This is a genomic window from Nonomuraea sp. 3N208 (genome assembly GCF_052245935.1).
Classification (GTDB): Bacteria; Actinomycetota; Actinomycetes; order Streptosporangiales; family Streptosporangiaceae; genus Nonomuraea.
Genome location: NZ_JBQQBR010000013.1, coordinates 87,373 through 110,043, shown reverse-complemented (window position 1 = coordinate 110,043; position 22,671 = coordinate 87,373). Strand labels below are relative to the sequence as shown.

Here is a 22,671-nt window from a genome sequence, read left to right as displayed (position 1 = left end):
GTGGAGGGGCCCGGGGTGAGCGTTTTCACGATGGGTGAGGCCGAGCGGGAGGCAGTGCTGGTGCCCGAGCTGGCCGCGCTGACCGATCGGCACAGGGCTGCTTGCCGGCCGTACCGTCGGATTCTCGACGCGATCGGTGCGGTGCCGCCGTACGAACGGTTGATGGACCTGCCGTGGCTGCCGGTGCGGCTGTTCAAGACGCATGAGTTGCGCAGCGTGCCGCAGGACCAGGTGTTCAGGGTGCTGACCTCCAGCGGGACGACCGGGCAGCAGCCGAGCCGGGTCTATCTCGACCGGGAGGCGGCCGCGGCCCAGACGCGCATGCTGGCGGCCACGCTGAGAGTGGTGCTGGGTGAGCGGCGGCTGCCGATGTTGGTCGTGGACAGCCGGTCCGTGGTGCGCGATCCGACGTTGAGCGCTCGCGGGGCCGGGGTGCTCGGGATGATGAACTTTGGCAGGGATCACACGTTCGTGCTGGACGAGCAGGGGCGGGTGGACGCGGAGGCCGTCAAGGGGTTCCTGGAGCGGCACGGGAGCCGGCGGTTCCTGATCTTCGGGTTCACGTTCATGGTGTGGCTCTGGCTGCGGGACCTGGGGGCGGATCTGTCGCAGGGGGTGCTGATCCACTCCGGTGGGTGGAAGCGGCTGGCCGAGCAGGCGGTGGACAATGCCGAGTTCCGGCGGCGGCTGGCGGCGGAGTGCGGGCTGACCAGGGTGCACAACTTCTATGGGATGGTCGAGCAGATCGGGACGATCTTTCTGGAAGGGCCCGATGGGGATGGGCTCTACTGCCCCGATTTCGCCAATGTCGTGATTCGTGATCCGGAGACGTGGCAGGAGACGCCGAACGGCGTGCCCGGGCTGATCGAAGTCGTCAGCACGCTGCCGACGTCGTATCCCGGGCATGTGCTGCTCACCGAGGATATGGGCGTGGTGCGGGGCGTCGACGACGGGGCCTGGCCGGGGAAGCGGTTCGAGGTCCTCGGCAGGCTGCCCCGGGCGGAGGCACGTGGTTGTAGCGACACCATGGGGCAGGGCGGCTGATGCAGGACAACACGACACCGACTCCTGCGCCGCTGATGGCGGAGCCGCACCGCGATGCTTCTGGACGAGTGGTGCGGGTGCGGTTTCCGCGAGAGGAACGCGTGCCCGTGGAGATGCTGCTCGGGCAGGTGCGGGGAGGGCTCGAGGTCGGGGATGAGCGGGTTCGGGACTTCCTGGCGGCGTTCGGGAGGCGGCTGTTGCGGCCGACCCTGGCCCGGCGGTATCCGGAGCTCGGGTCGCTCGGGTTCTTCCTGCGGCCCAGTGAGCTGGCCCGCACGGTCGAGGGGATGGCCGGCGAGCACGTACGCGTGCCACGCGGCCTGATCTTCCACATCCCGCCCGCGAACGTGGACACGGTCTTCATCTACTCCTGGGCTCTGTCGGCCCTGATGGGCAACCGCAACGTCGTACGCCTCTCGCCGCGTTCCGGCGCGGTCGCCGAGGTGATCGTGGAGACACTGCACGAGGCGCTGCGGGAAGCCGACCCCGTCGTCGGCGAGACGCAGCGGATCGTCTCCTACGATCGCGAAGCCGAGGCCGTCACCGCCGCACTCTCCGCGGCCTGCGACCTGCGGGTGGTGTGGGGCGGCGACCGTACCGTGCAGGACGTGCGGCGGCACCCGGTCCCACCGCACGCCCGTGACCTGGCCTTCCCTGATCGTTCCTCGTTCGCCGTGATACGGGCGGCGGCGTGGTTGTGCGCGCCGCGAGCCGCGCGGGTGACCGTGGCGGAGGGGTTCGTCAACGACACCTACTGGTTCGACCAGGCGGCCTGCTCGTCGCCGCGGACCGTGTTCTGGGTGGGCGCGGAGGCCGATTGCGACGCGGCGCGAGCCGACTTCGTCGATCACGTGTCGCAGGTGGTCACGGCACGCGGCTGGGGTGTCGACGCGGCGATGGCCGTGGAGAAGCGGGTCTCCACGTACGGGCTGGCCGCCGAAGGGGTCGCGGAGAGCGTGGAGTTCCGCGGGAACGCGCTGGCCAACGTGACCTTGGCGGCCGCCACCGAAGCGCCGAGGCGGTGGCTGGGCGCGGGGACGTTCGCCCATGCCAGGCTCGGGTCGCCGGCCGAGCTGGCCGGACTGGTCGAGCGACGGGATCAGACGATGACTCATTTCGGGTTCGGGCGGACTGAGCTGGAAGAGCTGGCCAGGGCGCTGACCGGGCGCGGGGTGGACCGAATGGTGCCGGTCGGCAGCGCGCTCAGTTTCCATCGGGTGTGGGACGGAGTCGATCTGCCGGTCGAGTTCACACGGCTGGTGACGGTGATCCGATGACGATGGCCCGCAGCGTTCGCAGGCCTGATGACGGTCATCCGATGACGATCATGCAACGCGTTCGCGTGGTGATGTGCCGGTGGTCTCTGATCGCATGACGATCGCGCCGCCCGAGAGCACTCATGCCGGTCCGGCGCGTTCCTCGGGGCGTCGGCTGAGCTCGGGCCGCCGGCTGAGCTCGGGGTGGTGGCCTGCGGGGATCGTGGCCGCCGGCGCGGTGGCCGTGTTCCTGTGGTGCGGGGTTTCGGCGCGCGATCTGGCGGTGTTCGCGGCGTACGTCGGGATCGGGGTGGCGCTTCCGGGGACGCTGCTCTGGCGGGCGCTGACCAGGGGCGGGCGATCGACGGCCGAGGACGTCGCGGCCGGTCTTGCGCTCGGGTACGCGGTGGAGATCCTGGCCTACATCCCGGCCAGGGCGGCCGGGATGCCGCTGCTCGTGCTGGTCCCGCCCGTCGCCGTGCTCGGCACCTTCCTGGTCGTGCCGGGGCTGCGGCGGCACTGGCGGGGCGAGGCCGATGCGGAGCGGATGCCCAGGTGGTGTGCATGGGCGCTGGCAGGGGTGGTCGGCTACCTGATCACGTGGAGCACGTTGTCCCTGTACCGGGTGCCGATCGCGAGCGCGTACGTGGACATGCCGTACCACCTGGCCCTGGTCGGCGAGGTCAAGCACCACCTTCCGCCCACGCTGCCGTCCGTGCTGGGCGAGCGGCTCTCCTACCACTGGTTCGTCTACGCCGACATGGCCGCCACGAGCTGGGTCACCGGGATCGAGCCGGTGACGCTGGTGTACAAGTTGTCCACCCTGCCGATGACGGCGGCGATGGTCGTGCTGGTGGCGGTGCTGGGGCGGCGGCTCGGCGGTCGCTGGGGTGCGGGGGCGGCGGCGGTCGGGGTGACGTACTTCCTGTTCAGCCCGGTCCTGCAGGACGGCGTGTCCTTCACGGCGCGGTCGATGTTCACCGCCTGGGCGAGTCCCACGCAGACGTTCGGGGCGTTGTTGTTCGCGCCTGTGGTGGTGCTGCTGGTCGCCGGCTGGACGCGACGAGGGTGGGTAGTGCTGGTCGTGCTGCTGCTGGCGCTGACCGGGGCGAAGGCCACGTTCCTGCCGTTGCTGCTGGCGGGGTTGCTGGCCATGGTGGCCGTGCGGTGGGTCGTGGAGCGGCGGCTGCCGCGCAGGTGGACGGCCGCGGCGGCGGTCACGTCCGTGTGCTTGCTCATCGCCCAGTTCGTGGTGTTCGGGCGGGCGTCTCAGGGGATGACCGTCTCGCCGTTCGCGACGATGCGGGTGGTGTGGGGGGCGGTGGCCGGCATCGAGATGCCCGCGCTTGCCTCCGCGTCTCTGGGCCCGTTGGTGGTGCTGACCCTCGTGCACCTGTTCTGCCTCGTTTGTGTGTGGGGCGGGGTGGCAGGGCTCGGGCGGCGGGCGCTGGAGCCTCCGATGGTGTTGTTGCTCGGAATGGGCGTCGCGGGAATCGGCGCGGCCACGGTGCTGGGACATCCGTCGGGATCGCAGCTCTACTTCCTGGAAGGCGTCCGGCCCTACCTGTCGATCGCGGCCGTGTGCGGGATGCTGGCCTACCGGAGCGCAGGAGCTCGCGACGAGAGAGCGAGGAACGAGCCAACGAGGAGCGAAGCGGGCGCGACCATGAACAGGCCCTGGCGGGTGCGAGCCGTGGCGTGGACGGGGTTCGGGGCGGGCGTCTCCGTGGTTGCCGCGCAGCTCGACGTGCCCGGGGGTGCGCTGGAGCGGGTCGTGGTGCCGTACCTGACGCTGGCGGTCGCGGCGGTGGTGGTGTGGCGGTGCGGCTCCGTGCTGGCGGTGGTGGCGCTGCTCGCGGGGTATTCGGTTCCGGCCTCCGTGCGTGACGTGGTCGCGCACGTCACGCCGGCGCCGGGGGAGCGTGAGCGGCTGATCCCCGAGGGCGCGCTGGAGGCCGGCCGGTGGTTGCGCGACCACTCCTCCCCCGCCGACGTGGTGGCCACCGACCTGCATTGCCGTCCCGTCGCGTGGCCTCCGTGCGACAGCAGGCACTACTGGGTGTCGGGATTCACCGAGCGGCGGGTGCTCGTGGAGGGATGGGGGTACGCCGAGAGCACGCAGTCGCGCATCCGGTTGTTCGTGACGCCGTACCTGAGCATGCCGTTCGGAGACCCCACCCGGCTGGCGGCGAACGATGCGGTGTTCGCGGCGCCGACGGCGGAGAAAGTCCGGCGCCTCGCCCGAGAATACGGGGTCAAATGGCTCTTCACCGGGCCGAATCCGGACCTGTGGAAATTCGCCCGGCTACGGTTTCGCAGCGCGTCCTTTTCGGTTTACGAGCTCACCGATAAGTAAAGTAACCCCCGCTCGGCGGAATGGTGATGGGAAACCGCGCGCGCCCCGTTGGACGTCCCGAGCAACATTTCCCTGGACGTACGGCCACAGGCAAAGGATCAGGGAATTCATGGACACGCGTGCCGCCACGAAGCCGGCCCCCCGCGTCCTCAACACTGCGGCCCGGCTCGCCAGCGTCGACATCGTCATCCCCGTGCTCAACGAGGAGCGTGCCCTGCCCGGCTGCGTGCGTACGCTGGCCGATTTCCTCGACGGCGGCTTCCCGCTGCCGTGGCGCATCACGATCGTGGACAACGGCAGCACCGACGCCACCTGGCCGGTCGCCACCGCGCTGGCCGGGGAGTTCGACCAGGTGCAGGCCCGCAGGATCGGCGTGCGCGGCCGAGGCGCCGCGTTGCGCGCGGCCTGGCGGGACAGCCCGGCCGACATCGTCGCGTACATGGACGTCGACCTGTCGACCGACCTCGACGCCCTGTTCCCGCTGGTCGCGGCGGTGGCCAGCGGACACTCCGAGATCGCCATCGGCACCCGGCTCGCGCACAGCGCGCGCACCCGCCGCTCGCTGCGCCGCGAGGTGGTGTCGCGTTCCTACAACGCCCTGCTCAGGTACGGTTTCGGCGCCGGGTTCAGCGACGCCCAGTGCGGTTTCAAAGCAGCCAGGACCGACGTGGTGCGGCCGCTCATGGACAAGATCGAGGACGACGGCTGGTTCTTCGACACCGAGCTGCTCCTGCTGGCCGAGCACAACGGGCTGCGGGTGCACGAGGTGCCGGTCGACTGGATCGAGGACATGGACTCGCGGGTACGCGTGGTCAAGACCGCGGTCGACGACCTGAAGGGGCTGGCCAGGCTGGCGTGGTCGATGTCGACGGGCCGGGCCAGGGTCCGGGTGAGCAGGTCCGAGCCCGTGCCGAGGCATCCGGACGCGGTCGTGGCCCGGACGCGAGCGGTGACGCTGGCAAAATTCTCCTCATTCGCCGCGATAGGTCTGTTCTCCGTCATCCTGTTCACGCTCATTTACCTCCCACTGTGCGAATTCTGGTCTCCGGCGACCGCGAATTTGGCCGCACTCGCCCTCACGGGAATCGTCAACACCGAGGCGAATCGCCGGTGGACGTTCGGCCGGGTGCGACGCAGCACCATGCATTTCCGCGCTGCGGTGCTTTCCGCCACCAACTACGCGCTCACCACTGCCGCCGTGCTGGCGGTGCCGCCGGCCGCCGGGCGACCGGCGGAGGTCGGCGCCGTCGTGGCCACGTACTGCCTGCTCACCGTGATCCGCTTCACCGCGCTGGACCGCTGGGTCTTCTCTCGCAGGAGGGGCTGAACAACCATGGAAACCGCAGAGATCCGCCGCCTGATCGCGCTGGAGGACCACCACTGGTGGTACCGCGAGCGCCGGGCCATCCTCCGCCGAGAGTTGCGCGCGCTCGGCCGTCCCGGGCGGGCGCTCGACATCGGGGCCGCCGGCGGCGGGAACACCAGGGTGCTGGTCGAGGCGGGCTGGGAAGCGACCGCGACGGACACCAGCGAGACGGCCGTCGAGCTCGCCAGGCAACGTGGCGTCAAGGCCGTGTGGGCGGACGCGCGGGCGCTGCCGTTCGAACGGGACAGCGTGGATCTGGTGACCGCGTTCGACGTGCTCGAGCACATTCGCGAGGACCACCTGGTCACAATGGAGATCGCCAGGGTATTGGCGCCCGGCGGGCACGCGTTGATCGCGGTGCCGTGCGACATGGCGCTGTGGTCGGCCCACGACCACGCCGTGGGCCACGTCCGCAGGTACCACCGCGACTCCCTGACCGGCGTCGTCGAAAAGGCGGGACTCCAGGTCCAGCGGGTCTGGAGCTGGAACGTCCTCCTGCGGCCCCTCGTGGTCCGGCACCGCCGCCGCTCCCAGGGCAGCGACCTGCGGAAGATGCCCACCGTGGTCAACGCGGGCCTGTCGGCGATCGTCGCGGCCGAGCGGTACCTGCCGGTCAAGTCGCTCAAAGGCGTGAGCTTGTTCCTGCATGCCAGGCTCGTGGAGTGAGAACGGGCGGGCGGCGTTGGCCTAGGCTGTCATTCGTGGTGATTCACGCCTTACTCGCAGCCTCGCTGGCCCTGACCTCCGCGCCCGCGGCACACGCGCAGATCGACTGCGCCCGGGTGAAGTGCCTGGCGCTGACGTTCGACGACGGTCCGGGAGAGACCACGCCCGCCCTGCTCAAGACGCTGAAGCAGGCGGGGGCGAAGGCGACCTTTTTCCTGGTCGGCAAACGGGTGGAGCAGCGTCCGAAGATCGCCGCGCAGGCGGTGGCGCAGGGGCACGCGATCGGCAACCACACCTACTCGCACGCCTCGTTGCCGACGCTCCTCGACGAGGAGATCACCGAGGAGCTCGCGAGCACCCAGGAGATCATCCAGGAGGCCACGGGGCGGCGGCCGGTGATGTTCCGCCCGCCGTACGGGCACACGGACGAGCGGGTGCTGGCACTGGCCGATCAGACGGAGCTCGCGCAGATCATGTGGACGGGCACGACGCTCGACTGGCAGCTGCGGGACGCCAAGAAGATCAAGGCGGCCGTGCTCCGGCTGGCCCAGCGGAACGGCGTGATCCTCATGCACGACACGGTCCCGGCGACCGTGAAGGCCATGCCCGGCATCGTCAAGGAGCTCAAGAAGCGCGGCTACCACCTCGTCACGGTGCCGACTCTGCTGCGTGGCAAGGGCCCGAAGTCCGGAGTGAGCTACTTCTAGAGTCTTCCGGCAGCTCGGAATCGGAGACATGGGGAGCGACACAACCCTCGACAAGCCCAAGCCGTGGACCGCCCTCGCCACCTTCCTCGCCATCCAGGCGGTGCTCGGGTGCTGGTGGGCGGCCTTCTACCCCGGCCTGTTCAGCCGCGACTCGGTCCTCTACCTGAGCCACACCGTCGCCGGTCCCTGGGTGAGCGACCATTCCGTGGTCTACGACGCGCTGCTGTGGCTGAGTCTCCGGACGACCGGCGACCTGGGCGTGGCCACGTTCGCGCAGACCACGGCCATGGCGGGGGCGCTGACGTTCCTGGCCCAGTCGCTGAAGGCGCTCGGCGCCCCGCGTACGCTCACCACTGCGGTGGCGGTGCTCATGCCGCTGGCGCCGCCCGTGGGGGCCTTCGCGGTCACGTTGTGGAAAGACGTGCCGTTCACGATCTGCGCGGTGGCGATCGCGGGGGTGTGCGCGCGCTTCGCGGCCCGGCGCGCGGTCACCTGGCCCGGGCTGGCCGGGCTCGGGGCGCTGATGCTGGCGCTGGGGTTGTTCCGCGCGAACGGCTTCCTCGTCGTGGGCGTGGCCGTCGTCGTGCTCGTGCTGATCGTCAGGACCATGCGGGTACGCCTGCTGCTCGCCGGCACGGTCGCGGCGGCGCTTCCGCTCGTGCTCACGAACCTGGTGTTCCCCCAGTTCGGCATCGTCGCCCCCTCGAAGACGTACGTGTACCACACGGCCTTCGGGGACATCGCGGTGGCGTACCGGGACCGGCCCGACCTGTTCAACGCACAGGACAAGACGCTGATGGCGTCGGTGGCGCCGCTGGAGCGGTGGTGGTGGGGCGGGACCTGTTACACGATCAATCCGCTGATCTGGCGGGGCGACTTCAGCTGGCAGCAGGCCGACGCGCACACCACCGAGCTGCTCGACTTGTGGAAACGGCTGCTGCTCAGCGAGCCGCGGCTGATCGTCGACGCGCGCCTCTGCCGGGGGGCGATCGCGTGGAAGCCTGTGCAAGATCCGTTGATGACGGGTGGGGCGACGTATCGTTTCTCGCTCCGGCCCACCGCCGACACCTACGTCGGGCCGACCAAGGTGCCGGATTTCCCCGGACGCGAGGTTTACACGCTGCGACCGCTGTCGTCCGAGCTGAACCAGGTGGCCGATCGCTGGCTCACGGCTTCGCTGGCGCCCGAGTACGACTGGGCGTTGTGGCGGGGGGCGTCGTGGGCGTACCTGTCGTACCTAGCCGTTGCGCTGGGGGCGGTGGTGTTACGCAACCGGTACGTGGTGGGGGTGGCGGCCGTGGTGGCCGGTCAGCAGCTGGCGGTACTGGCCAACATCTCGGCGCAGGATTTCCGGTACATGGCCTCGCCGATCTTCGTCGGGGTGCTGCTGGTGCCGTTCCTCTTGAGGAGCGTGGGCGTTTTGGTTGTGCGGCTCGTACGACGGGGCCGGCACCCGGTACGGCCACCACAGCCCGAACTCGTACCTTCGCCTGAGCCGTCGCCCGAGCCCGCGACGGAGGCGGAGGCGGAGGCGGAGACCGGGACCGGGACCGGGACCGGGCCTGCGGCTGAGCCTGCTGAGCGCGAGCAACCATGAGGCCCACGACGTCCGCGTGAAGCATCGCGGGGCTTCGGCCGTGACTCCACGGCATCGCCACGTATCTCGTCGCGCGCCACCGCCGTACCGAGTCGCGCAGGTGGAAGGCGCTCAGCCGGACGGCCGAGCGGCCGGAGGACAGTCACGAAGACGCCGCGCTGACCGGTCGGTGCAGTGCCCGGTGGAAACCCGGGCGGGAGAGCTCCACCAACATCACAGAAAACGCCCTGCGGACTCCGGGGAGACGAGCCACCGACCAAAGATCGCTAGACCGGGGACAGGAAGTCGCGCACGAGCCGGTCGTAGCGGGTGCGATCCACGTTCCACGCCTCTGTATGCTCGCCCTGCGCGAACGGCTCGAACTGGATCTTCCAGCCCAGGTGCTGGCCGGCGGCGACGAGGTCGCGCGCTTCCTGGATCGGGTGGTCGGCGTCGGGAACGGTGTGGATCAGCAGGAGGGGCGGCCTGATCTTCGGCGGGTGGCGGATAAGGCTGAGCCTGTCCGGATCGACCCCGGTACGCCACTGGATGACTTGGTTCGACAGCCCCGCCATGAAGGCGGGCAGGTGGTAGTTCTTGACGGCCTGTTCCGCGGTCATCCGTACGTCGATCATGGGCGCGTCCATGATGACCCGGTCGACCACGTTCGCGAGCGGTGACCTGGCCAGGAACTGCCCGACGATCTGACCGCCCATCGAGGTGCCATACAAAATGAACCGCCGCGCCCCCATCGTCTGCGCCTGGCGCAGGGCGGCCTCCAGGTCTCGCCACTCCGACTCGCCCATGTGCAGCAGCCCGTCGGGCGAGGGCGGCGCCCCTTCGTCGTTGCGGTAGCTGATGTCCAGGAAGGGCAGCCCGAGCTGGTGCACGACAGGAAGGATCTTCAGCTGCGCCTTGCGCCGCCCGTTCTGCCCGTGGACGGCGACGACCCAGGTCGCGCCCTCCCCGGGTACGTACCAGGCCGGCGCCGGCCCGAGCTCCGTGGGCACCATGATCTCGGTGTAGCCGACCCCCCAGGCGACCTCGGGATCGCCGGGGGGAACGTTGCCGAAGTAGCCAGGAGTGCCCACAGAGGGGGTTGGACCGCGCACCACCTTGCGCGTCACCCGGCCCGGAGCATGGGACACGACGTCACCGAGCATCGAGTAGGTGCCGCTCCACTCCAGCCAGTACGTGCCCGGCTTACCGGTCTGCGGCGTCCGCTCCAACGTCACCAGGTCATCCTGCACGGCGAGCACCTTGGTGTTGCTCGTGCCGTAGCGAACCACCCCGATCGCCTGATCGCTGCCGAACCAGGCCCCGGACGCCGTCGCCGCGACCAGGATGACGAGGACCGCCACGCCCGCGACCCACGCCCTCCGCTTCCAGCCGGGCCGCCGCTCATTCCCGGATGCCATCGAAAATCCTCCTCGCCGTGCGGGCGCACAGACTGCGGAACCCGTCTTCCTCCAGGCCGATGCGGCCACCGAGGTAGAGCTGCACGAGTCCCTGGATGGACGACGTCAGCGCCAGCGCCACCTCCAGGGGATCGTCCTTGCGCAACAGTCCCTCGCGCATGCCCTCCTCGACCACCACGACGAGCATGGTGAACGCCGGCGACCCGCCGCCTTCGAAGTCATCGGGGAAGCGCCGAGCCCACTCCCGGCGATCGGTCATGAGGAAGGTGTACAAATGCGGCCGCCCCAGGGCGAAGTCCAGGAAGTCCTCCATGAGGCCGAGCGCCCGGTCCTCCCACGGGCCATCAGGGACGCGGACTCCCCACCCCTGGGCCAGCTCCCGGAAAGTCCGCTCGGCCACCGCATCGAGGAGCGCCTGGCGACTCGGGTAGTGCTTGTAGGTCGCCATCGGGGACACGCCGACCATGTCGGCCACCCGCCGCATGGTCACGGCCGCGGCGCCCTCGCTCACGAGAATGGCCTGCGCGGCGTCGGCGATCTTCTCCGCCGTGTTGGAGATGCTCACGGTGTACACAGTAAACCATGAAGGTATACGGCGTACACCCTCTGGCGCGGGCTCCGCCTCCATGAGATCGGCCGGCGCTTGCCACGCCTGGGTCTCCCTGACGCCTGCCCGAGGCTCCACGCGGCGAACGCGGCGCCGAAGGCGCGCCGACACCCCGCCGGCCTGACCGGCGAGGCGTCTCGGCGTCAGGTTCCGTAGATCTCTACCAGCCGCCCCTGTAGAGCTGGCCGCGGACCGCACCGCCGGGGAACTCGGCGTTGTGCAGGTTGGCGTACCAGTTCTTGGGGTTGTTCTTGATGCGGAAGGCCACCTGGGCGGGAGCGGTGGCCGTGCCGGCCACGCCGTTGACGCCGGCGGGCAGGCCCTTCTCGGCGGCGAAGAACGGCACCGCCACGGGGCCGTTCTTGCCCTTCGGCGCGCGGTGGATGTGGGCTGCGGTCGGCGCGGCGACCCGGTTCCAGGCGGCGGCGAAGTGCACCTTGGTGCCCTTCACCCAGACGAGCCACGCGGCGCGCCCGTCCGGGTCGCCGACCTTCATGCCGGGCGCCGGCACCTCCTGGTCGCCGTCGGCCACCGCGGTGAGCGTGGTGCGATTCCCGACGGCCAGCACGGACTCGAGCACCACCGGCCGGATCCGGTGCAGCTGCGCGCGTACGGCGCCGCCGGGGAACTCGCCGGTGTGCAGGTTGGCGTACCAGCCCATGGGGTTGTGCATGATCCTGTTGAGCAGCCCGAGGTCCTTGACGTAGACGGTGCCCCTGACGGCGCTGAGCGAGGTGGGCAACGCCTGGCCGAAGAACGGGATCCGGACGTCGCCGTTCTGGCCGGCGTGGCCCCGATGAATATGGAAGCCGGTCGGCGGGGCGACCTTGTGCCAGCGGATGGCGTAGTCGACTCTGCGGCCGTGGATGCGGAACACGGCGATCGCACCGCCGTTGCCGTCACCGACCTTCGTGCCCGGCGCGGGCACTTCGTTCTTGCCGACGAGCTTCGCCGCGAAGTACATCGGGGTGTTCGACGCGGTCTGCGCGGCGGCGGGGCTGAAGGAGGTGGAGACCAGTCCAGTGGAGATCAACGCGGTGGCGAGCGCGAGGCCGGGGACGGTGAGGATGCGCTTCGTCATGATCGACCCTTTCAGAGGCCTCAATAGGTGAAGCCCCCCATAGCGGAGGTGACGCAGGGTGGTACGCCCCGCGTCATCCGCTGGGTTCAATCAGCGAATGTGGACAAATACGCATTCGAGCCCGGCCACCGCCGGATGAACCCTTCGGATTGCGGCCCCGTACCTCTCGAAGATCGGACTATCCCGATACCGGAAGGAGGGGTCGCATGCGGATTCCATCGGGGGGAAGACGATTCAGACCGTGGTTGGGGGCCGTTTGCCTGGGCGGGAGCATCGCGCTCGCCCTGTCGGGCTCCCCGGCATTCGCGCACGCCGGCACGGTCGCAGCACAGACCATCGTCTGCCCAAACGTCACGGACAAGCTCCCCGAAATCCCAGCCACCGCCCAGGCCGAGGTCGACCGCAACCTCGCCCTCCTGGACAAACAACTCCAAGAAGCCAACGACCGCCTCGCCCGCTCCATCGGCCAAGGAGGCCCCAACTTCGTCCAGAACGCCATCCTCGGCCCCCTCGCCTCCAAACGAGGCGCCACCATCGACCGCATCGCCATCGCCATCGGCCGCACCGCCCAACGCCCCACCGGCCTCGACAACCTGGCCACCTGCACACTCGGCAATGCGGGGAGCGCCACGCTGTCGGCCGCAAACTTCGTCGACATCCAGGAGGTTCCGGCCGCCGAGCAGCCGGAGGCGGGCGAGAACGCCTCGACCGGCACGTTCGTATCCCCATGCGGCACGAGCAGTGAAGATCACAGCAACAACGACAACGTCATCACGGCTCCGGGCGTCAGCAACGGAACCCAAGCTCAGTACGAGTACATCGGCAACATGTCCACCGACGCCCTCTCCACCAACGAGAGCATGGCCGACGCGGACACCACCTGCCGCAACCAAGCCGACCAGTCGGCCTACTTCTGGCCGACCTTGCGCGTACTCGCAGCCGAAACAGACGGGAACGCCGGCACGGCCGTACAGCCGTCCTCGGTGCGGCTGGAGTACCGCGGCAACCCGACCTCCGAGGTCACCGCGCCGCCGCAGTTCCTCAGGATGCTCGCCGGCGACGCCAGAGCGGCGACCAACGGCGGCGCCGAAGCCCGCCCGACGTGGACCTGTACGGGCTTCACGGACCTCCTCACCGACAAGTACCCGATCTGCCCCTCCGGCAGCGACCTGGTCCGCGTCTTCGACATGCCGAGTTGCTGGGACGGCGAGAACATCGACAGCGCCGACCACCGCACGCACCTCACCTTCCCCGACGAGGACGGCGCCTGCCCGAGCGGCACCGAGGCCGTGCCGCAACTGCGCCTGACGCTGACGTACGACGAGGTCCCCAACACCGAGCCCGAGGGCACGGACGTCCCGTTCGCCGTGGACAGCTTCGCCAGCGAAGGGAACAGCCCGAACACCGACCACGCCGGCGCCATCGTCGTGATGTCGGAACAGCTCATGAACAAGGTCGTCCAGTGCATCAACAGCGACAAGAAATGCTGACCGCGTAGACGGCCTGCCGACGGCCGGAGCTCGCCCTCGTTCGGCGAGCCCGGCCGTCAGGGCGTGGCACCCCGCTGATCGTGGTCTCGATCAGGTGTGCACGTCGGCTGGTGCTGCTCGCCGGCGGGCGGCGGCGGAGCGGAGCAGGGCGCGGTGGTGGTGGATCGTCCGGCCGGTGGACGTCGAACCCCAGCACGGTGCGCCCACGAACCCGGGCGACGACGGAAACGACCAGTGCGATCAGAAAGACGGCCCAGATGGTCGCGCCGATGAGATCCATACGCGCGAGGCGACGGATTCGCCGGCCTGCCCTTTGCGACGCGATCCCCCACGCCGAGTTGCTGATCCTGGAGGGTGCCGGACACGGCCTTCCGCGGCAGGTCTGGGATGTGTTCGTACGCGCCCTCGTACGGCACACCGCCTACTGTTAGGACGGCAACGGCTACGGCTTCACGTGCTGTGGTCAATCCAACGGTAGTCACTCCCCTCGATGTTGCCCGGGGGCTTGCTCGTCACGTCAACCACGACCCGGTTGATCTCCCGGACCTCGTTGAGATGGGCGGCTCGGTTCTCGTCCTCGGCGCACTCATCCTGGCCTGATGACGTCACTCGCACTCGACGAGTCGGAGATTCAACAGTCACCGAACCATTCCATCCGAGCCCTGTGTCCGTGCCCAGAAAGCACGCAGGAGGTCGAGTGCACTGGAGAGGTCAGGGCTCGCATAGGTGACACCCTCTGCGAGCCTCGGATAGTCAGATTCCCAGACTGGGGGTGGATCGGGGATGCCTCCGGGGACCGAGTGAGTGGCCCGTACCGCGAAAACGTGGCGCATCACCAGCAGCAGGCCGCTGTCGGCCAGGAGACCGTCCTCGATCAACAAGATCAGATCGACGAGATCCTTGATCCTGGTGTTAGGCCGAGAACCATAGTCTCGGGTGAGAGCGTGCAACTTCTCGGCGAAATGCTGACGGCGGTCGACCGACTCCATCAGGCGTGCTGGCACATTGGCGAATGCCAGCACGCCTGGTAGCAGGATGCGTTCGGTGGACGCCAACTCCTCGTCCCGCAGCACAATGTCCAGTCGGATCTGGGCGAAGGTCTTGCCTGCGAGGGCGCTGTCAACGGAGAACCGCCAGCCGGGTCGTCCGGCCGCATCAGCGTCCAACGCGGCGGGCCGCCCAACGGAGAAGACAAAGCCATCCTGGTCAACATCGTTTGCCAGAGTATCGATCAGCTCTTCGCGCAGGCCCGCACCATCACATGGGCCATCCCGAAGTGCCAGATCGAGGTCCTTGGTGGCCCGCGCTCTGCCGTCCAGGCGAAATTCCAGGGAGGTGCCGCCCTTGAGCACCCAGCGATCTTCGACGACGGACAACCTGGCGGAGATCCGATCGAAGACCGCGATCCTTCGCAGGCGGCTGAGATCGGCGCCGTTCTCGTCGGCCTGGCACTTGAGTCGTGCTTACAAGGCTCGCCGAAGATCGACCGGGCTCGTATAGCGCCTCACGTGAGCTCCCTGTGGATGGCCCGCTCCACCGCGAGCTCGGCCCGGGAGCCGACCCGCTGCGCAGCCCTCAGAAGTTGTCCCTTGGTAGCGACGCCGCGATCGAGCAGTTCAGCAACAGCCGAGTCGATCACGTCCTGGTCAACGCCCTCCGCAGCGGACTCCGCGATGGCTCGTGCGGGTCGCGTCACACGAAATCCCTCGTGCTCTTCCACCTCGTCAGGCGCCAGTTCCGTGCGATGGAGAGCTATCGATGGGTGCTGTCGGCGGAAACCAGGCGGGACGGTCAGATGGATCCGAGCAGCATTGGCGATACCCAGATCATGGATGGCAAGCGCGGTGATATGAGAGATCACCCCATCTCCCTGGCTCCACAGTGCCCAGCGGACGAGATGGTCATGTTCGCCGGCAGGGAGATCGCCGAACTCACGGAGGCGATAGACGCCGCGATCGACGCGCACCCATTTACCGGTGTCGACGTGGTAGTGCTGCGCTTGGTAGGTATAGCCGTCCTCGATGGCCTGGGCTGCGGTGAAGTAGCCACGCTGATGGGCTGCGCGTCGCCAGAGCCGCGCACGGCGCGTATCTTCACTTGATCCCACAGAGTCCACCTTACTCCTACAAGAAATTTTTAGTTTGACGTAAGGAATCACGCCAAACTAAAAATTTCTTGTAGTTTGAGGGTCGAGAGCTCGGCTTACGTCACTCCCACTCGATGGTGCCCGGGGGCTTGCTCGTCACGTCCACCACGACCCGGTTGATCTCCCGGACCTCGTTGGTGATCCGGGTAGAGATGCGGGACAACACGTCGTACGGCACCCGCGCCCAGTCCGCCGTCATCGCGTCCTCCGAGGTGACCGGCCGCAGCACCACCGGGTGGCCGTACGTGCGCCCGTCCCCCTGCACGCCCACCGACCGTACGTCGGCCAGCAGCACCACCGGGCACTGCCAGATCTGGCGGTCGAGGCCGGCCCGCGAGAGCTCCTCGCGGGCGATCGCGTCGGCCTCCCGCAGCAGGGCCAGGCGTTCGCGGGTCACCTCGCCGACGATGCGGATGCCGAGGCCGGGACCGGGGAACGGCTGGCGCCAGACCATGGCGGCGGGCAGGCCGAGCTCCTCGCCCGCCCGGCGCACCTCGTCCTTGAACAGCGCGCGCAGCGGCTCAACCAGCTTGAACTGCAGGTCCTCCGGCAGGCCGCCGACGTTGTGGTGTGACTTGATGTTGGCGGTGCCGGTGCCGCCGCCGGACTCGACCACGTCGGGGTAGAGCGTGCCCTGGACCAGGAACTCCACGGGGCCGTCGGCCATGATGGCGCGCTGCTCGTCCTCGAAGACGCGAATGAACTCGCGGCCGATGATCTTCCGCTTCTCCTCGGGGTCGGTGACGCCGTCCAGCGCCTTGAGGAAGCGGTCGGAGGCGTCCACCACACGCAGCTTGACGCCGGTGGCGGCCACGAAGTCGCGTTCGACCTGCTCGGCCTCGCCCTTGCGCAGCAGGCCGTGGTCGACGAAGACACAGGTCAGGCGGTCGCCTATGGCCCGCTGCACGATCGCGGCGGCCACCGCGGAGTCCACGCCGCCCGACAGCGCGCAGATGGCGCGGCCGTCGCCGACCTGGCGGCGTACGGTCTCGACGGATTCCTCGACGATGTTGAGCATCGTCCAGGTCGGGCGGCAGCCGGCCGCGTCGAGGAAGTGCTTGAGCACCACCTGGCCGTGCTCGGAGTGCAGGACCTCGGGGTGGAACTGCACCCCGTAGAGGCCGCGCTCGGCGTGCTCGAAAGCGGCGACCGGGGTCTCGCGCGTCGAGGCGGTCACCCGGAAACCCTCGGGCGCGGCGGCGACGCTGTCGCCGTGCGACATCCAAACCTTCTGGCTGGCCGGCAGGCCCGCGAAGATGATGCCCTCGTCGAGCACTTCGAGCGAGGTGCCGCCATATTCGGCGACGCCCGTGCGGGCCACCGTGCCACCGAGCGCCTGCGCCATGGCCTGGAAGCCGTAGCAGATGCCGAACGTGGGCACCCCCGTCTCGAACAACCCATGCGGGACGGGCGGCGCGCCCTCGGCATAGACCGAGGAGGGCCCGCCGGACAGGATGATGGCCTTGGGATTCTTGGCCACCATCTCCTCGACGGGCATCGTCGACGGAACGATCTCGGAGTAGACGTGGCACTCGCGCACCCGCCTGGCGATGAGCTGCGCGTACTGCGCGCCGAAGTCGACCACCAGCACTGTGTCGAATTCAGACACCGTGAGAACCCCCCAAAGGCGAATGCGGTACCCACAGTCTATCGGCCCTGAATATTGCGCCTGGCCTGCCGGGGAGACTCGTGCTAACACAGAACAATGGATCTTGTCTGGCCGGCTGCCGCGTGGGCCCTGTGGGTCGCCGCGCTGGCCGCCGCCTTCAAGGTGTCCAGCCGCGAGCGGCCACCGCAGGCGCCCCCTGCGCGGGACGCGCCTCAGCCCGTGGTGGAGCTCCTGCGTGGCATGCGGGCGCAGGAGGTGTTCCATTCGGCGCTGTTCGAGCTGGCCGGGCGCGGGTGGGCGACGGTCGAGGGCGACCGACTCTCTCTCTGGAGCGCAGGAGCTCGCGAGGAGAGAGCAAGGGACGAGCCAACGACGAGTGAAGCGGGCGCGCCTCCTCGGCGGGAGCCGCTGCTGCCGTACGAGCAGTGGGTGCTGGAACGGGTGGCCGCCCGGATGGCGGGGGCGCCGCACGCGCCCGTCATCGCGCTCATGCCCGACGGCGCCGACCTGGAGAGAGAGTTCATGCCGCTGGTCCGGCAGTGTGCGATCGATCTCGGCCTGGCGCGGCGACGCTGGCCCACCATGATCGTGCCGGTGCTCCTGGCGGCCGCGCTCGTCGTCCCCTGGTACGTCACCGTCTCCAGGTCCGGGGTGTCGTGGCTTGGGGGGATCGCGACGATGGTGTCGTTCGTGGCGGGAGTGAGCCTGCTCATGGGCGGGCGAGGATTCCTGACCACCGCGCGCGGCCGGGAGCTGGCCGGGCCGGAGGCCGCGCCGCTGAACCCGCGGCAGGAGTGGATCTTCACGGGCAGCGGCTGGCGCGGCGTGGAGATCGAGCCGGCCGGCAACACCAGGCCGGGTCCCAAGCGGCAGGAGGTCGCCGGCCACGTCGTCAAGCGGTGGGTCAACGTCGAGTCGAGCGGCGAGCACGGGTCGCGGCGCGACTACTACATCGCGCTGCACGACGGCAGTTCCGAGAAGGCCACGGCGTTCCGCGTGGAGCAGAGCGTCTACCACGACGTGCTGCCGGGCGATTTGGTACGGGTGGTGGTCAAGCCGCGCAGCGGCACCGTGGTCAGGGTCCTGGCCCACGAGCGTCACTGGTAGGAGCCCGGATTCTCGATCAGCGCCTCAACCGGTCAGCTCATCACCGGTAGGACGGCAGGTTTCCGGTCAGCAGGGTCTCGGTCTGCAGGCGCAGCCTGGCGGCGTATTTGGGGTCGGTCAGGACCAGGAACCGCTCCTCGCGAATCGCCTCCACAGCCAGGTCGGCCACCTGGGACGGCTCAATGCCGCCCGCCGCGCCCCTGCCGACCTGGTCGAGCGCGTCCACCTCGTCCCGGGTGGGGGTGCTGACCAGACCGGGAGGACGTACGCGTGCCGACTCGGCGATCCGCGTCCTGACCGCGCCCGGGCAGAGCGCGGTCACGCGGAGCTTGGCCCCCACGGCGGCCAGGTCCTGGGCGAGCGCCTGGGAGGCGGCCAGGGCGGCGTGCTTGCTGACCGCGTACCCGCCGGACCCGGGGACGGCGAACAACCCCGCCACCGACACCGTGTTCACGATGTGCCCCTCGGTGTCCTGCTCGATCATGCGCGGCACGAACGCGTGGACGGCGTGCAGCACACCCCACAGATTGACGCCAAGCAGCCAGGCGAAGTCCTCCTCGCTGCGGGTCCATATGTGGCCGCCCTGGTAGACGCCGGCGTTGTTGCAGAGCACGTGCACGGCCCCGAGCTCGCCGAAGCAGCGATTGGCCAGGTGGGCGACGGCGGCCGCGTCGGAGACGTCGGTGATCTGGGTGAGCACCTTGCCGTCCCCGGCCAGCGCGGCCGTCTGCGCGAGCCCGCCGTGGTCGACGTCGGCCAGCATCAGCGTCATGCCCTCGGCCGCTAATCGCAGCGCCAGGGCCCGGCCGATGCCGCTGGCCGCGCCCGTCACTACCGCAACCTTGCCAACGAGCTCGCGCACGTGATCGACGCTACAGGATCGCGCCGATCAGTCCCAGGGGCGGCGAGCCGAGATCCAGCAGCGCCTTGTGGAAGCGCTGCACGGTGAAGCCCGCGGAGGGCCTCCTTGCCCGTCCCCAGTCGTTGCGTGCCTGCTCCCGCAGGTCGAGGATGAGTAGCTTGCCCCACGTGTAGCGGCCGTACGTCGGGTCGAACGTGGCCCGTCTGGCCTCCGCCAGCGCCGCCGGGCCGGCCAGGTGCGTGTCCGACTCGAAGCGCCTGGCGCCTTCCTCGACCGTCATCTGCCCGGTGTGCACGCCGATCGCGCAGGCTAGCCGGGTGACACGGATGAGCGCCTCCACCCACACGCCGATCTCGAAGCGCGGATCGCCGGCCTCGAACCCCTCCTCGACGCACAGCTCCTCCGCATAGTGCGCCCACCCCTCGATGAACGACACCGACTGCAGCAGCCGCCGCACCTCCGACGGGGCCCGGCGCAGCGCTCGGGCGTGCGAGAAGTGCCCAGGCGCCACCTCGTGTACGTTGATCGCCGGCAACGTCGTGTGGCTGAAGACCTCCAGCCATTCCTCCTGGTCCTGCTCGGGCCAGGAAGGGTCGGGCGGGGTGATGTGGTACCAGGACGGGCCCTCTGGCTCGCCGGGCGAGTTCCAGGCCATCATCGCCATGGCCCATCGGCGCGACTCGGGCGCCGGCCCGACCAGGCATTCCCCGTCGTGGTAGGGCACGAGGTCCTTCTCGCGGGTGAACGCGATGGCCTTCTCGGTGCCCGCCCTGGCCGCCTCGATCACGCCGTCCGCGTCGGGGTGGTCCCTGACCAGCTCACGTACGACGTCCAGCGGCGGCCCGGAACGCCCCAGCCGCGCGCAGGACTCGGCGAGCAGCCCCATGAGCCGGTCGCGCTCGGCGTCGGCCCGCTCGGCCAGCCGGCCCAGATCCACCGGCAGGCCCTCGGCCGTGCCCATGAGCCTGGCCAGCGCGTCGCCGCCGAGCGAGGCGTCGGGGTCGCCCTCGGCCGCGGCACGTTCCATGTGGGCCATGAGCCTGCCGTGCGCCGTCAACGCGGACTCATCCCTGACCCCGGCAGCGAGCCCTCTGGCCGCGCCCATCAGGGACTTCGCGACCGGCGCGCTCATCTGGTCGAGCGCGGCGATCGCGCCGTCCACGGCGTCCGGCCAGTGCGCGAGGTGTGCCGCCTTCGCCGCGGCGCGCTCCGCCTCGGGGCCGTAGTCGCGGTCGTAGCAGGCGAGGTCCAGGTTCGACAGGTGCGCCATGGGGTTCTTGCGGTGCAGCTGCAGCTCCCCGAGCTGAAAACGCAGGCTCTCCTCGAACACCTTCAGGTGCTCGGCGTCGTGCGGGTCGGCCGGCGCGGCCCCCTCGCCGAGCCGCGCCAGCCCGGCCCGTACGCCGTCAGGCGACAGGTCCTGGATCCGGCCGTCGTACTCGTGCCTGCCGCCGCCCTCGCGTGCCTCGGCCACCATGAGGTCGATGACAGCCTTCAGCCTGGGGTCAAGTTCCGTCATGGCGCCGACGCTAGCGCACGGTAATGCGGCGATAAATCACGGGCATACCGGCAAATCGTGATGTGAGAATGATCGTCATGGCTCTCCAGATCACGACCCTCGCCGAGCGCCCGGAGCTCGGGTCGGCGCTGTGGAACATGGACCACACCTGGCCCGAGTTCATGTTCCAGGACCCGATCGCCGACCTGTTCTACCCGTTCGCCGAAACGATCTATCCCGAGTACGTGCTCGTCGCGGACGACGACGCCGAGCCCGGCCGGCTGGTGGCCAGGGCCTGCATGATCCCATACCGGGCGGACGGGGGCGAGCCGCCCGACGACGGCTGGGACGGCGTGATCCGGCGAGGCTGGCTGGCCCGCGGACGCGGCACACGGACCGACGCCGTCTCGGCCCTGGAGATCACTGTCCGCCGCGACCTGCAGGGCAAGGGCCTGTCGTCGATGATGCTGGCGGCGATGCGCGACCGTGCCGCCCGCCACGGCTTCAGCGAGCTGGTCGCGCCGGTCCGGCCCAACATGAAGCATCTCGAACCGCACACCCCGATGAGCGAGTACGCCTACCGCACCCGCGACGACGGCCTGCCGTACGACGCGTGGTTGCGGGTGCACGTACGCGCGGGTGGCAAGATCGTCAAGGTGGCGCCGCGGTCGATGGTGGTCGCGGGCACGCCGGCGGAGTGGCGGACATGGTCCGGCCTGCCGTTCGACCGCACGGGCACCGTCGAGGTGCCGGGCGCGCTGAGCCTGGTGCACTGCTCAGTGGAGCACGACCACGCCGTTTACGTGGAGCCGAACGTCTGGGTCAGCCACCCGTTGGACTAAACGGCCGTACGGCGGCGCAGCTCGGCCAGGTGGGGGCCGACGTCCAGGCCCTTCCCTGCGGCCCACTCGTCATCGTGGTACGTCGCCAGATGCCGGTCGGCGGCGTCGCCGATCAGCGAGACCACGGTGCCGGTCTCGCCTCTGGCGCGCATGCGTGCGACCAGTTCCAGTGCCGCCCAGAGCGCGGTGCCCGAGGAGCCGCCCACCGGCAGCCCAGTCACCTCCCTGATATGCCTGGCCGCCGCCACGCTCGCCGCGTCCGGCACGGGGATGACCAGATCGACGAGGTCGGGGCGGAAGCCGGGCTCGATGCGCGGCCGGCCGATGCCTTCGATGCGCGAGGGCATGCCGGTCGAGTAGTCGGGGGTGTCGAGAGTCCAGCCGGGAAAATACGCCGAGTTCTCCGGATCCGCCCCCGCCACCCGGCACCGGCGTCCCGTGCCGTCGGCGGCGGTGCTCGGGGCAGGAGTGTCGGCTGGGCGGTGGGAGCGTAGCCAGTGGCCGAGGGTGGCGGAGGTCGCGCCTGTGGAGGCTCCCGTCACCACCCAGTCCGGCCGCACCTGGTTGAAGAGCTCCTCCGCCAGGTCGTGCTGCGCCGCCCGCCCGAACTGGTCGAGGAAGTGCCCGTCGATCTCCCGGGCCGCCTCGTAGATCGCCAACGGCGGCGTCACGAACCTGCACTCCCCGCCCAGCGCCTCCACCGCCCGCGCCCGCGCCTCGCTGCGCTCGCCCGGCATGACCACGACGTACGGCAACCCGAGCCGCTGCGCGAACCACGCCTGCGCCACAGCGGCATTCCCGCCCGTCGCCTCCACCACGGTCGTGCCCTCGACGACCAGCCCATCGAGGATGGCCTGCCGGAACAACGCCCTGGCATGCCGGTGCCGCAGGCTCCCTGTCGGCTGCGCGGACTCGTCCTTCAACAGCAGCCTGATCCCGGGCGCCGGCACCGGGAAGTCGATCAACGGGGTCGGCGGCCCGGCCGCCAGGACGTCCAGCGCTCGCGCGTTCCAGCTCACCGCTCCACCCTGCCAGGCGTT

The 22,671-nt window shown here is 69.7% G+C and carries 20 protein-coding genes; 10 read left to right on the top strand and 10 right to left on the bottom strand.

Going from position 1 to position 22,671, the window contains the following annotated elements:
• Positions 1-15 precede the first annotated feature (15 nt).
• The 7 genes from ACTWPT_RS21150 to ACTWPT_RS21120 all read left to right on the top strand — a co-directional run bounded on the left by ACTWPT_RS21150 (position 16) and on the right by ACTWPT_RS21120 (position 8,992).
• Positions 16-1,044 carry a LuxE/PaaK family acyltransferase gene (locus ACTWPT_RS21150; RefSeq protein ID WP_443179137.1) on the top strand — a complete coding sequence of 343 codons (1,029 nt, stop codon included), beginning with the start codon at positions 16-18 and terminating at the stop codon, positions 1,042-1,044.
• Between the two features lie 77 nt (positions 1,045-1,121).
• Complete coding sequence (locus tag ACTWPT_RS21145; RefSeq protein WP_443179136.1) at positions 1,122-2,321, top strand: acyl-CoA reductase; 1,200 nt, start codon at positions 1,122-1,124, stop codon at positions 2,319-2,321.
• 94 nt (positions 2,322-2,415) lie between these two features.
• Complete coding sequence (locus ACTWPT_RS21140; RefSeq protein WP_443179135.1) at positions 2,416-4,656, top strand: hypothetical protein; 2,241 nt, start codon at positions 2,416-2,418, stop codon at positions 4,654-4,656.
• A 109-nt stretch (positions 4,657-4,765) separates the two neighbouring features.
• Positions 4,766-5,983: a glycosyltransferase gene (locus ACTWPT_RS21135; protein WP_443179134.1), complete on the top strand. Its 1,218-nt coding sequence runs from the start codon at positions 4,766-4,768 to the stop codon at positions 5,981-5,983.
• A gap of 6 nt (positions 5,984-5,989) precedes the next feature.
• A complete protein-coding gene (locus ACTWPT_RS21130) occupies positions 5,990-6,688 on the top strand; it encodes a class I SAM-dependent methyltransferase (protein WP_443179133.1) in 699 nt (232 codons plus the stop codon).
• Positions 6,689-6,723: 35 nt separating this feature from the next.
• On the top strand, positions 6,724-7,395 hold the full coding sequence (locus tag ACTWPT_RS21125) for a polysaccharide deacetylase family protein (RefSeq protein ID WP_443179132.1): 672 nt from the start codon (positions 6,724-6,726) through the stop codon (positions 7,393-7,395).
• Between the two features lie 28 nt (positions 7,396-7,423).
• Positions 7,424-8,992 carry a hypothetical protein gene (locus ACTWPT_RS21120; protein WP_443179131.1) on the top strand — a complete coding sequence of 523 codons (1,569 nt, stop codon included), beginning with the start codon at positions 7,424-7,426 and terminating at the stop codon, positions 8,990-8,992.
• Positions 8,993-9,258: 266 nt separating this feature from the next.
• Here ACTWPT_RS21120 and ACTWPT_RS21115 read toward each other — a convergent pair whose 3' ends face one another.
• The 3 genes from ACTWPT_RS21115 to ACTWPT_RS21105 form a co-directional block, all read right to left on the bottom strand.
• A complete protein-coding gene (locus tag ACTWPT_RS21115) occupies positions 9,259-10,389 on the bottom strand; it encodes an alpha/beta hydrolase family protein (RefSeq protein WP_443179130.1) in 1,131 nt (376 codons plus the stop codon).
• Entirely contained in the window at positions 10,373-10,954 is a 582-nt protein-coding gene (locus ACTWPT_RS21110) for a TetR/AcrR family transcriptional regulator (protein ID WP_443179129.1), read from the bottom strand. The genes ACTWPT_RS21115 and ACTWPT_RS21110 overlap by 17 nt, the downstream gene beginning before the upstream one ends.
• Positions 10,955-11,156: 202 nt before the next feature.
• The gene (locus tag ACTWPT_RS21105) at positions 11,157-12,077 is read right to left on the bottom strand and encodes a CHRD domain-containing protein (RefSeq protein WP_443179128.1); all 921 of its coding nucleotides are present in this window, start codon (positions 12,075-12,077) and stop codon (positions 11,157-11,159) included.
• Between the two features lie 206 nt (positions 12,078-12,283).
• Between ACTWPT_RS21105 and ACTWPT_RS21100 the strand changes: the two genes are divergently transcribed.
• Entirely contained in the window at positions 12,284-13,567 is a 1,284-nt protein-coding gene (locus ACTWPT_RS21100) for a DUF1996 domain-containing protein (protein ID WP_443179127.1), read from the top strand.
• A 450-nt stretch (positions 13,568-14,017) separates the two neighbouring features.
• On the opposite strand, the gene ACTWPT_RS21095 is transcribed toward ACTWPT_RS21100, so the two are convergent.
• From ACTWPT_RS21095 to guaA, 4 genes are all read right to left on the bottom strand, one after another.
• Positions 14,018-14,176, bottom strand: coding sequence for a GMP synthase (glutamine-hydrolyzing) (locus tag ACTWPT_RS21095; RefSeq protein WP_443179126.1), 159 nt, complete (start codon positions 14,174-14,176; stop codon positions 14,018-14,020).
• 29 nt (positions 14,177-14,205) lie between these two features.
• Positions 14,206-14,943: a nucleotidyl transferase AbiEii/AbiGii toxin family protein gene (locus ACTWPT_RS21090; protein WP_443179125.1), complete on the bottom strand. Its 738-nt coding sequence runs from the start codon at positions 14,941-14,943 to the stop codon at positions 14,206-14,208.
• Positions 14,944-15,071: 128 nt separating this feature from the next.
• A complete protein-coding gene (locus ACTWPT_RS21085) occupies positions 15,072-15,674 on the bottom strand; it encodes a type IV toxin-antitoxin system AbiEi family antitoxin domain-containing protein (protein WP_443179124.1) in 603 nt (200 codons plus the stop codon).
• Between the two features lie 100 nt (positions 15,675-15,774).
• Positions 15,775-17,322, bottom strand: a complete 1,548-nt coding sequence (guaA, locus tag ACTWPT_RS21080; RefSeq protein ID WP_443179123.1) for a glutamine-hydrolyzing GMP synthase — start codon at positions 17,320-17,322, stop codon at positions 15,775-15,777.
• A 96-nt stretch (positions 17,323-17,418) separates the two neighbouring features.
• Here guaA and ACTWPT_RS21075 point away from each other — a divergent pair, with 96 nt between their 5' ends.
• A complete protein-coding gene (locus ACTWPT_RS21075; RefSeq protein WP_443179122.1) occupies positions 17,419-18,429 on the top strand; it encodes a hypothetical protein in 1,011 nt (336 codons plus the stop codon).
• A gap of 40 nt (positions 18,430-18,469) precedes the next feature.
• Here the strand turns inward: ACTWPT_RS21075 and ACTWPT_RS21070 are convergent, their stop codons facing one another.
• Both ACTWPT_RS21070 and ACTWPT_RS21065 read right to left on the bottom strand, forming a co-directional pair.
• Positions 18,470-19,291, bottom strand: a complete 822-nt coding sequence (locus tag ACTWPT_RS21070; RefSeq protein WP_443179121.1) for an SDR family NAD(P)-dependent oxidoreductase — start codon at positions 19,289-19,291, stop codon at positions 18,470-18,472.
• A gap of 10 nt (positions 19,292-19,301) precedes the next feature.
• On the bottom strand, positions 19,302-20,810 hold the full coding sequence (locus ACTWPT_RS21065; protein ID WP_443179120.1) for a DUF885 family protein: 1,509 nt from the start codon (positions 20,808-20,810) through the stop codon (positions 19,302-19,304).
• 77 nt (positions 20,811-20,887) lie between these two features.
• Here ACTWPT_RS21065 and ACTWPT_RS21060 point away from each other — a divergent pair, with 77 nt between their 5' ends.
• The gene (locus ACTWPT_RS21060) at positions 20,888-21,631 is read left to right on the top strand and encodes an N-acetyltransferase (protein ID WP_443179119.1); all 744 of its coding nucleotides are present in this window, start codon (positions 20,888-20,890) and stop codon (positions 21,629-21,631) included.
• Here ACTWPT_RS21060 and ACTWPT_RS21055 read toward each other — a convergent pair.
• The gene (locus ACTWPT_RS21055) at positions 21,628-22,650 is read right to left on the bottom strand and encodes a PLP-dependent cysteine synthase family protein (protein ID WP_443179118.1); all 1,023 of its coding nucleotides are present in this window, start codon (positions 22,648-22,650) and stop codon (positions 21,628-21,630) included. The genes ACTWPT_RS21060 and ACTWPT_RS21055 overlap by 4 nt on opposite strands.
• Positions 22,651-22,671: the final 21 nt, after the last annotated feature.

Bases quoted from the DNA above. Each gene is read 5' to 3' on its own strand.
- ACTWPT_RS21140 (WP_443179135.1), top strand. From the start codon at position 2,416: ATGACGATCGCGCCGCCCGAGAGCACTCATGCCGGTCCGGCGCGTTCC.
- ACTWPT_RS21135 (WP_443179134.1), top strand. From the start codon at position 4,766: ATGGACACGCGTGCCGCCACGAAGCCGGCCCCCCGCGTCCTCAACACT.
- ACTWPT_RS21130 (WP_443179133.1), top strand. From the start codon at position 5,990: ATGGAAACCGCAGAGATCCGCCGCCTGATCGCGCTGGAGGACCACCAC.
- ACTWPT_RS21120 (WP_443179131.1), top strand. From the start codon at position 7,424: ATGGGGAGCGACACAACCCTCGACAAGCCCAAGCCGTGGACCGCCCTC.
- ACTWPT_RS21115 (WP_443179130.1), bottom strand. From the start codon at position 10,389: ATGGCATCCGGGAATGAGCGGCGGCCCGGCTGGAAGCGGAGGGCGTGG.
- ACTWPT_RS21105 (WP_443179128.1), bottom strand. From the start codon at position 12,077: ATGACGAAGCGCATCCTCACCGTCCCCGGCCTCGCGCTCGCCACCGCG.
- ACTWPT_RS21100 (WP_443179127.1), top strand. From the start codon at position 12,284: ATGCGGATTCCATCGGGGGGAAGACGATTCAGACCGTGGTTGGGGGCC.
- ACTWPT_RS21075 (WP_443179122.1), top strand. From the start codon at position 17,419: ATGGATCTTGTCTGGCCGGCTGCCGCGTGGGCCCTGTGGGTCGCCGCG.
- ACTWPT_RS21065 (WP_443179120.1), bottom strand. From the start codon at position 20,810: ATGACGGAACTTGACCCCAGGCTGAAGGCTGTCATCGACCTCATGGTG.
- ACTWPT_RS21060 (WP_443179119.1), top strand. From the start codon at position 20,888: ATGGCTCTCCAGATCACGACCCTCGCCGAGCGCCCGGAGCTCGGGTCG.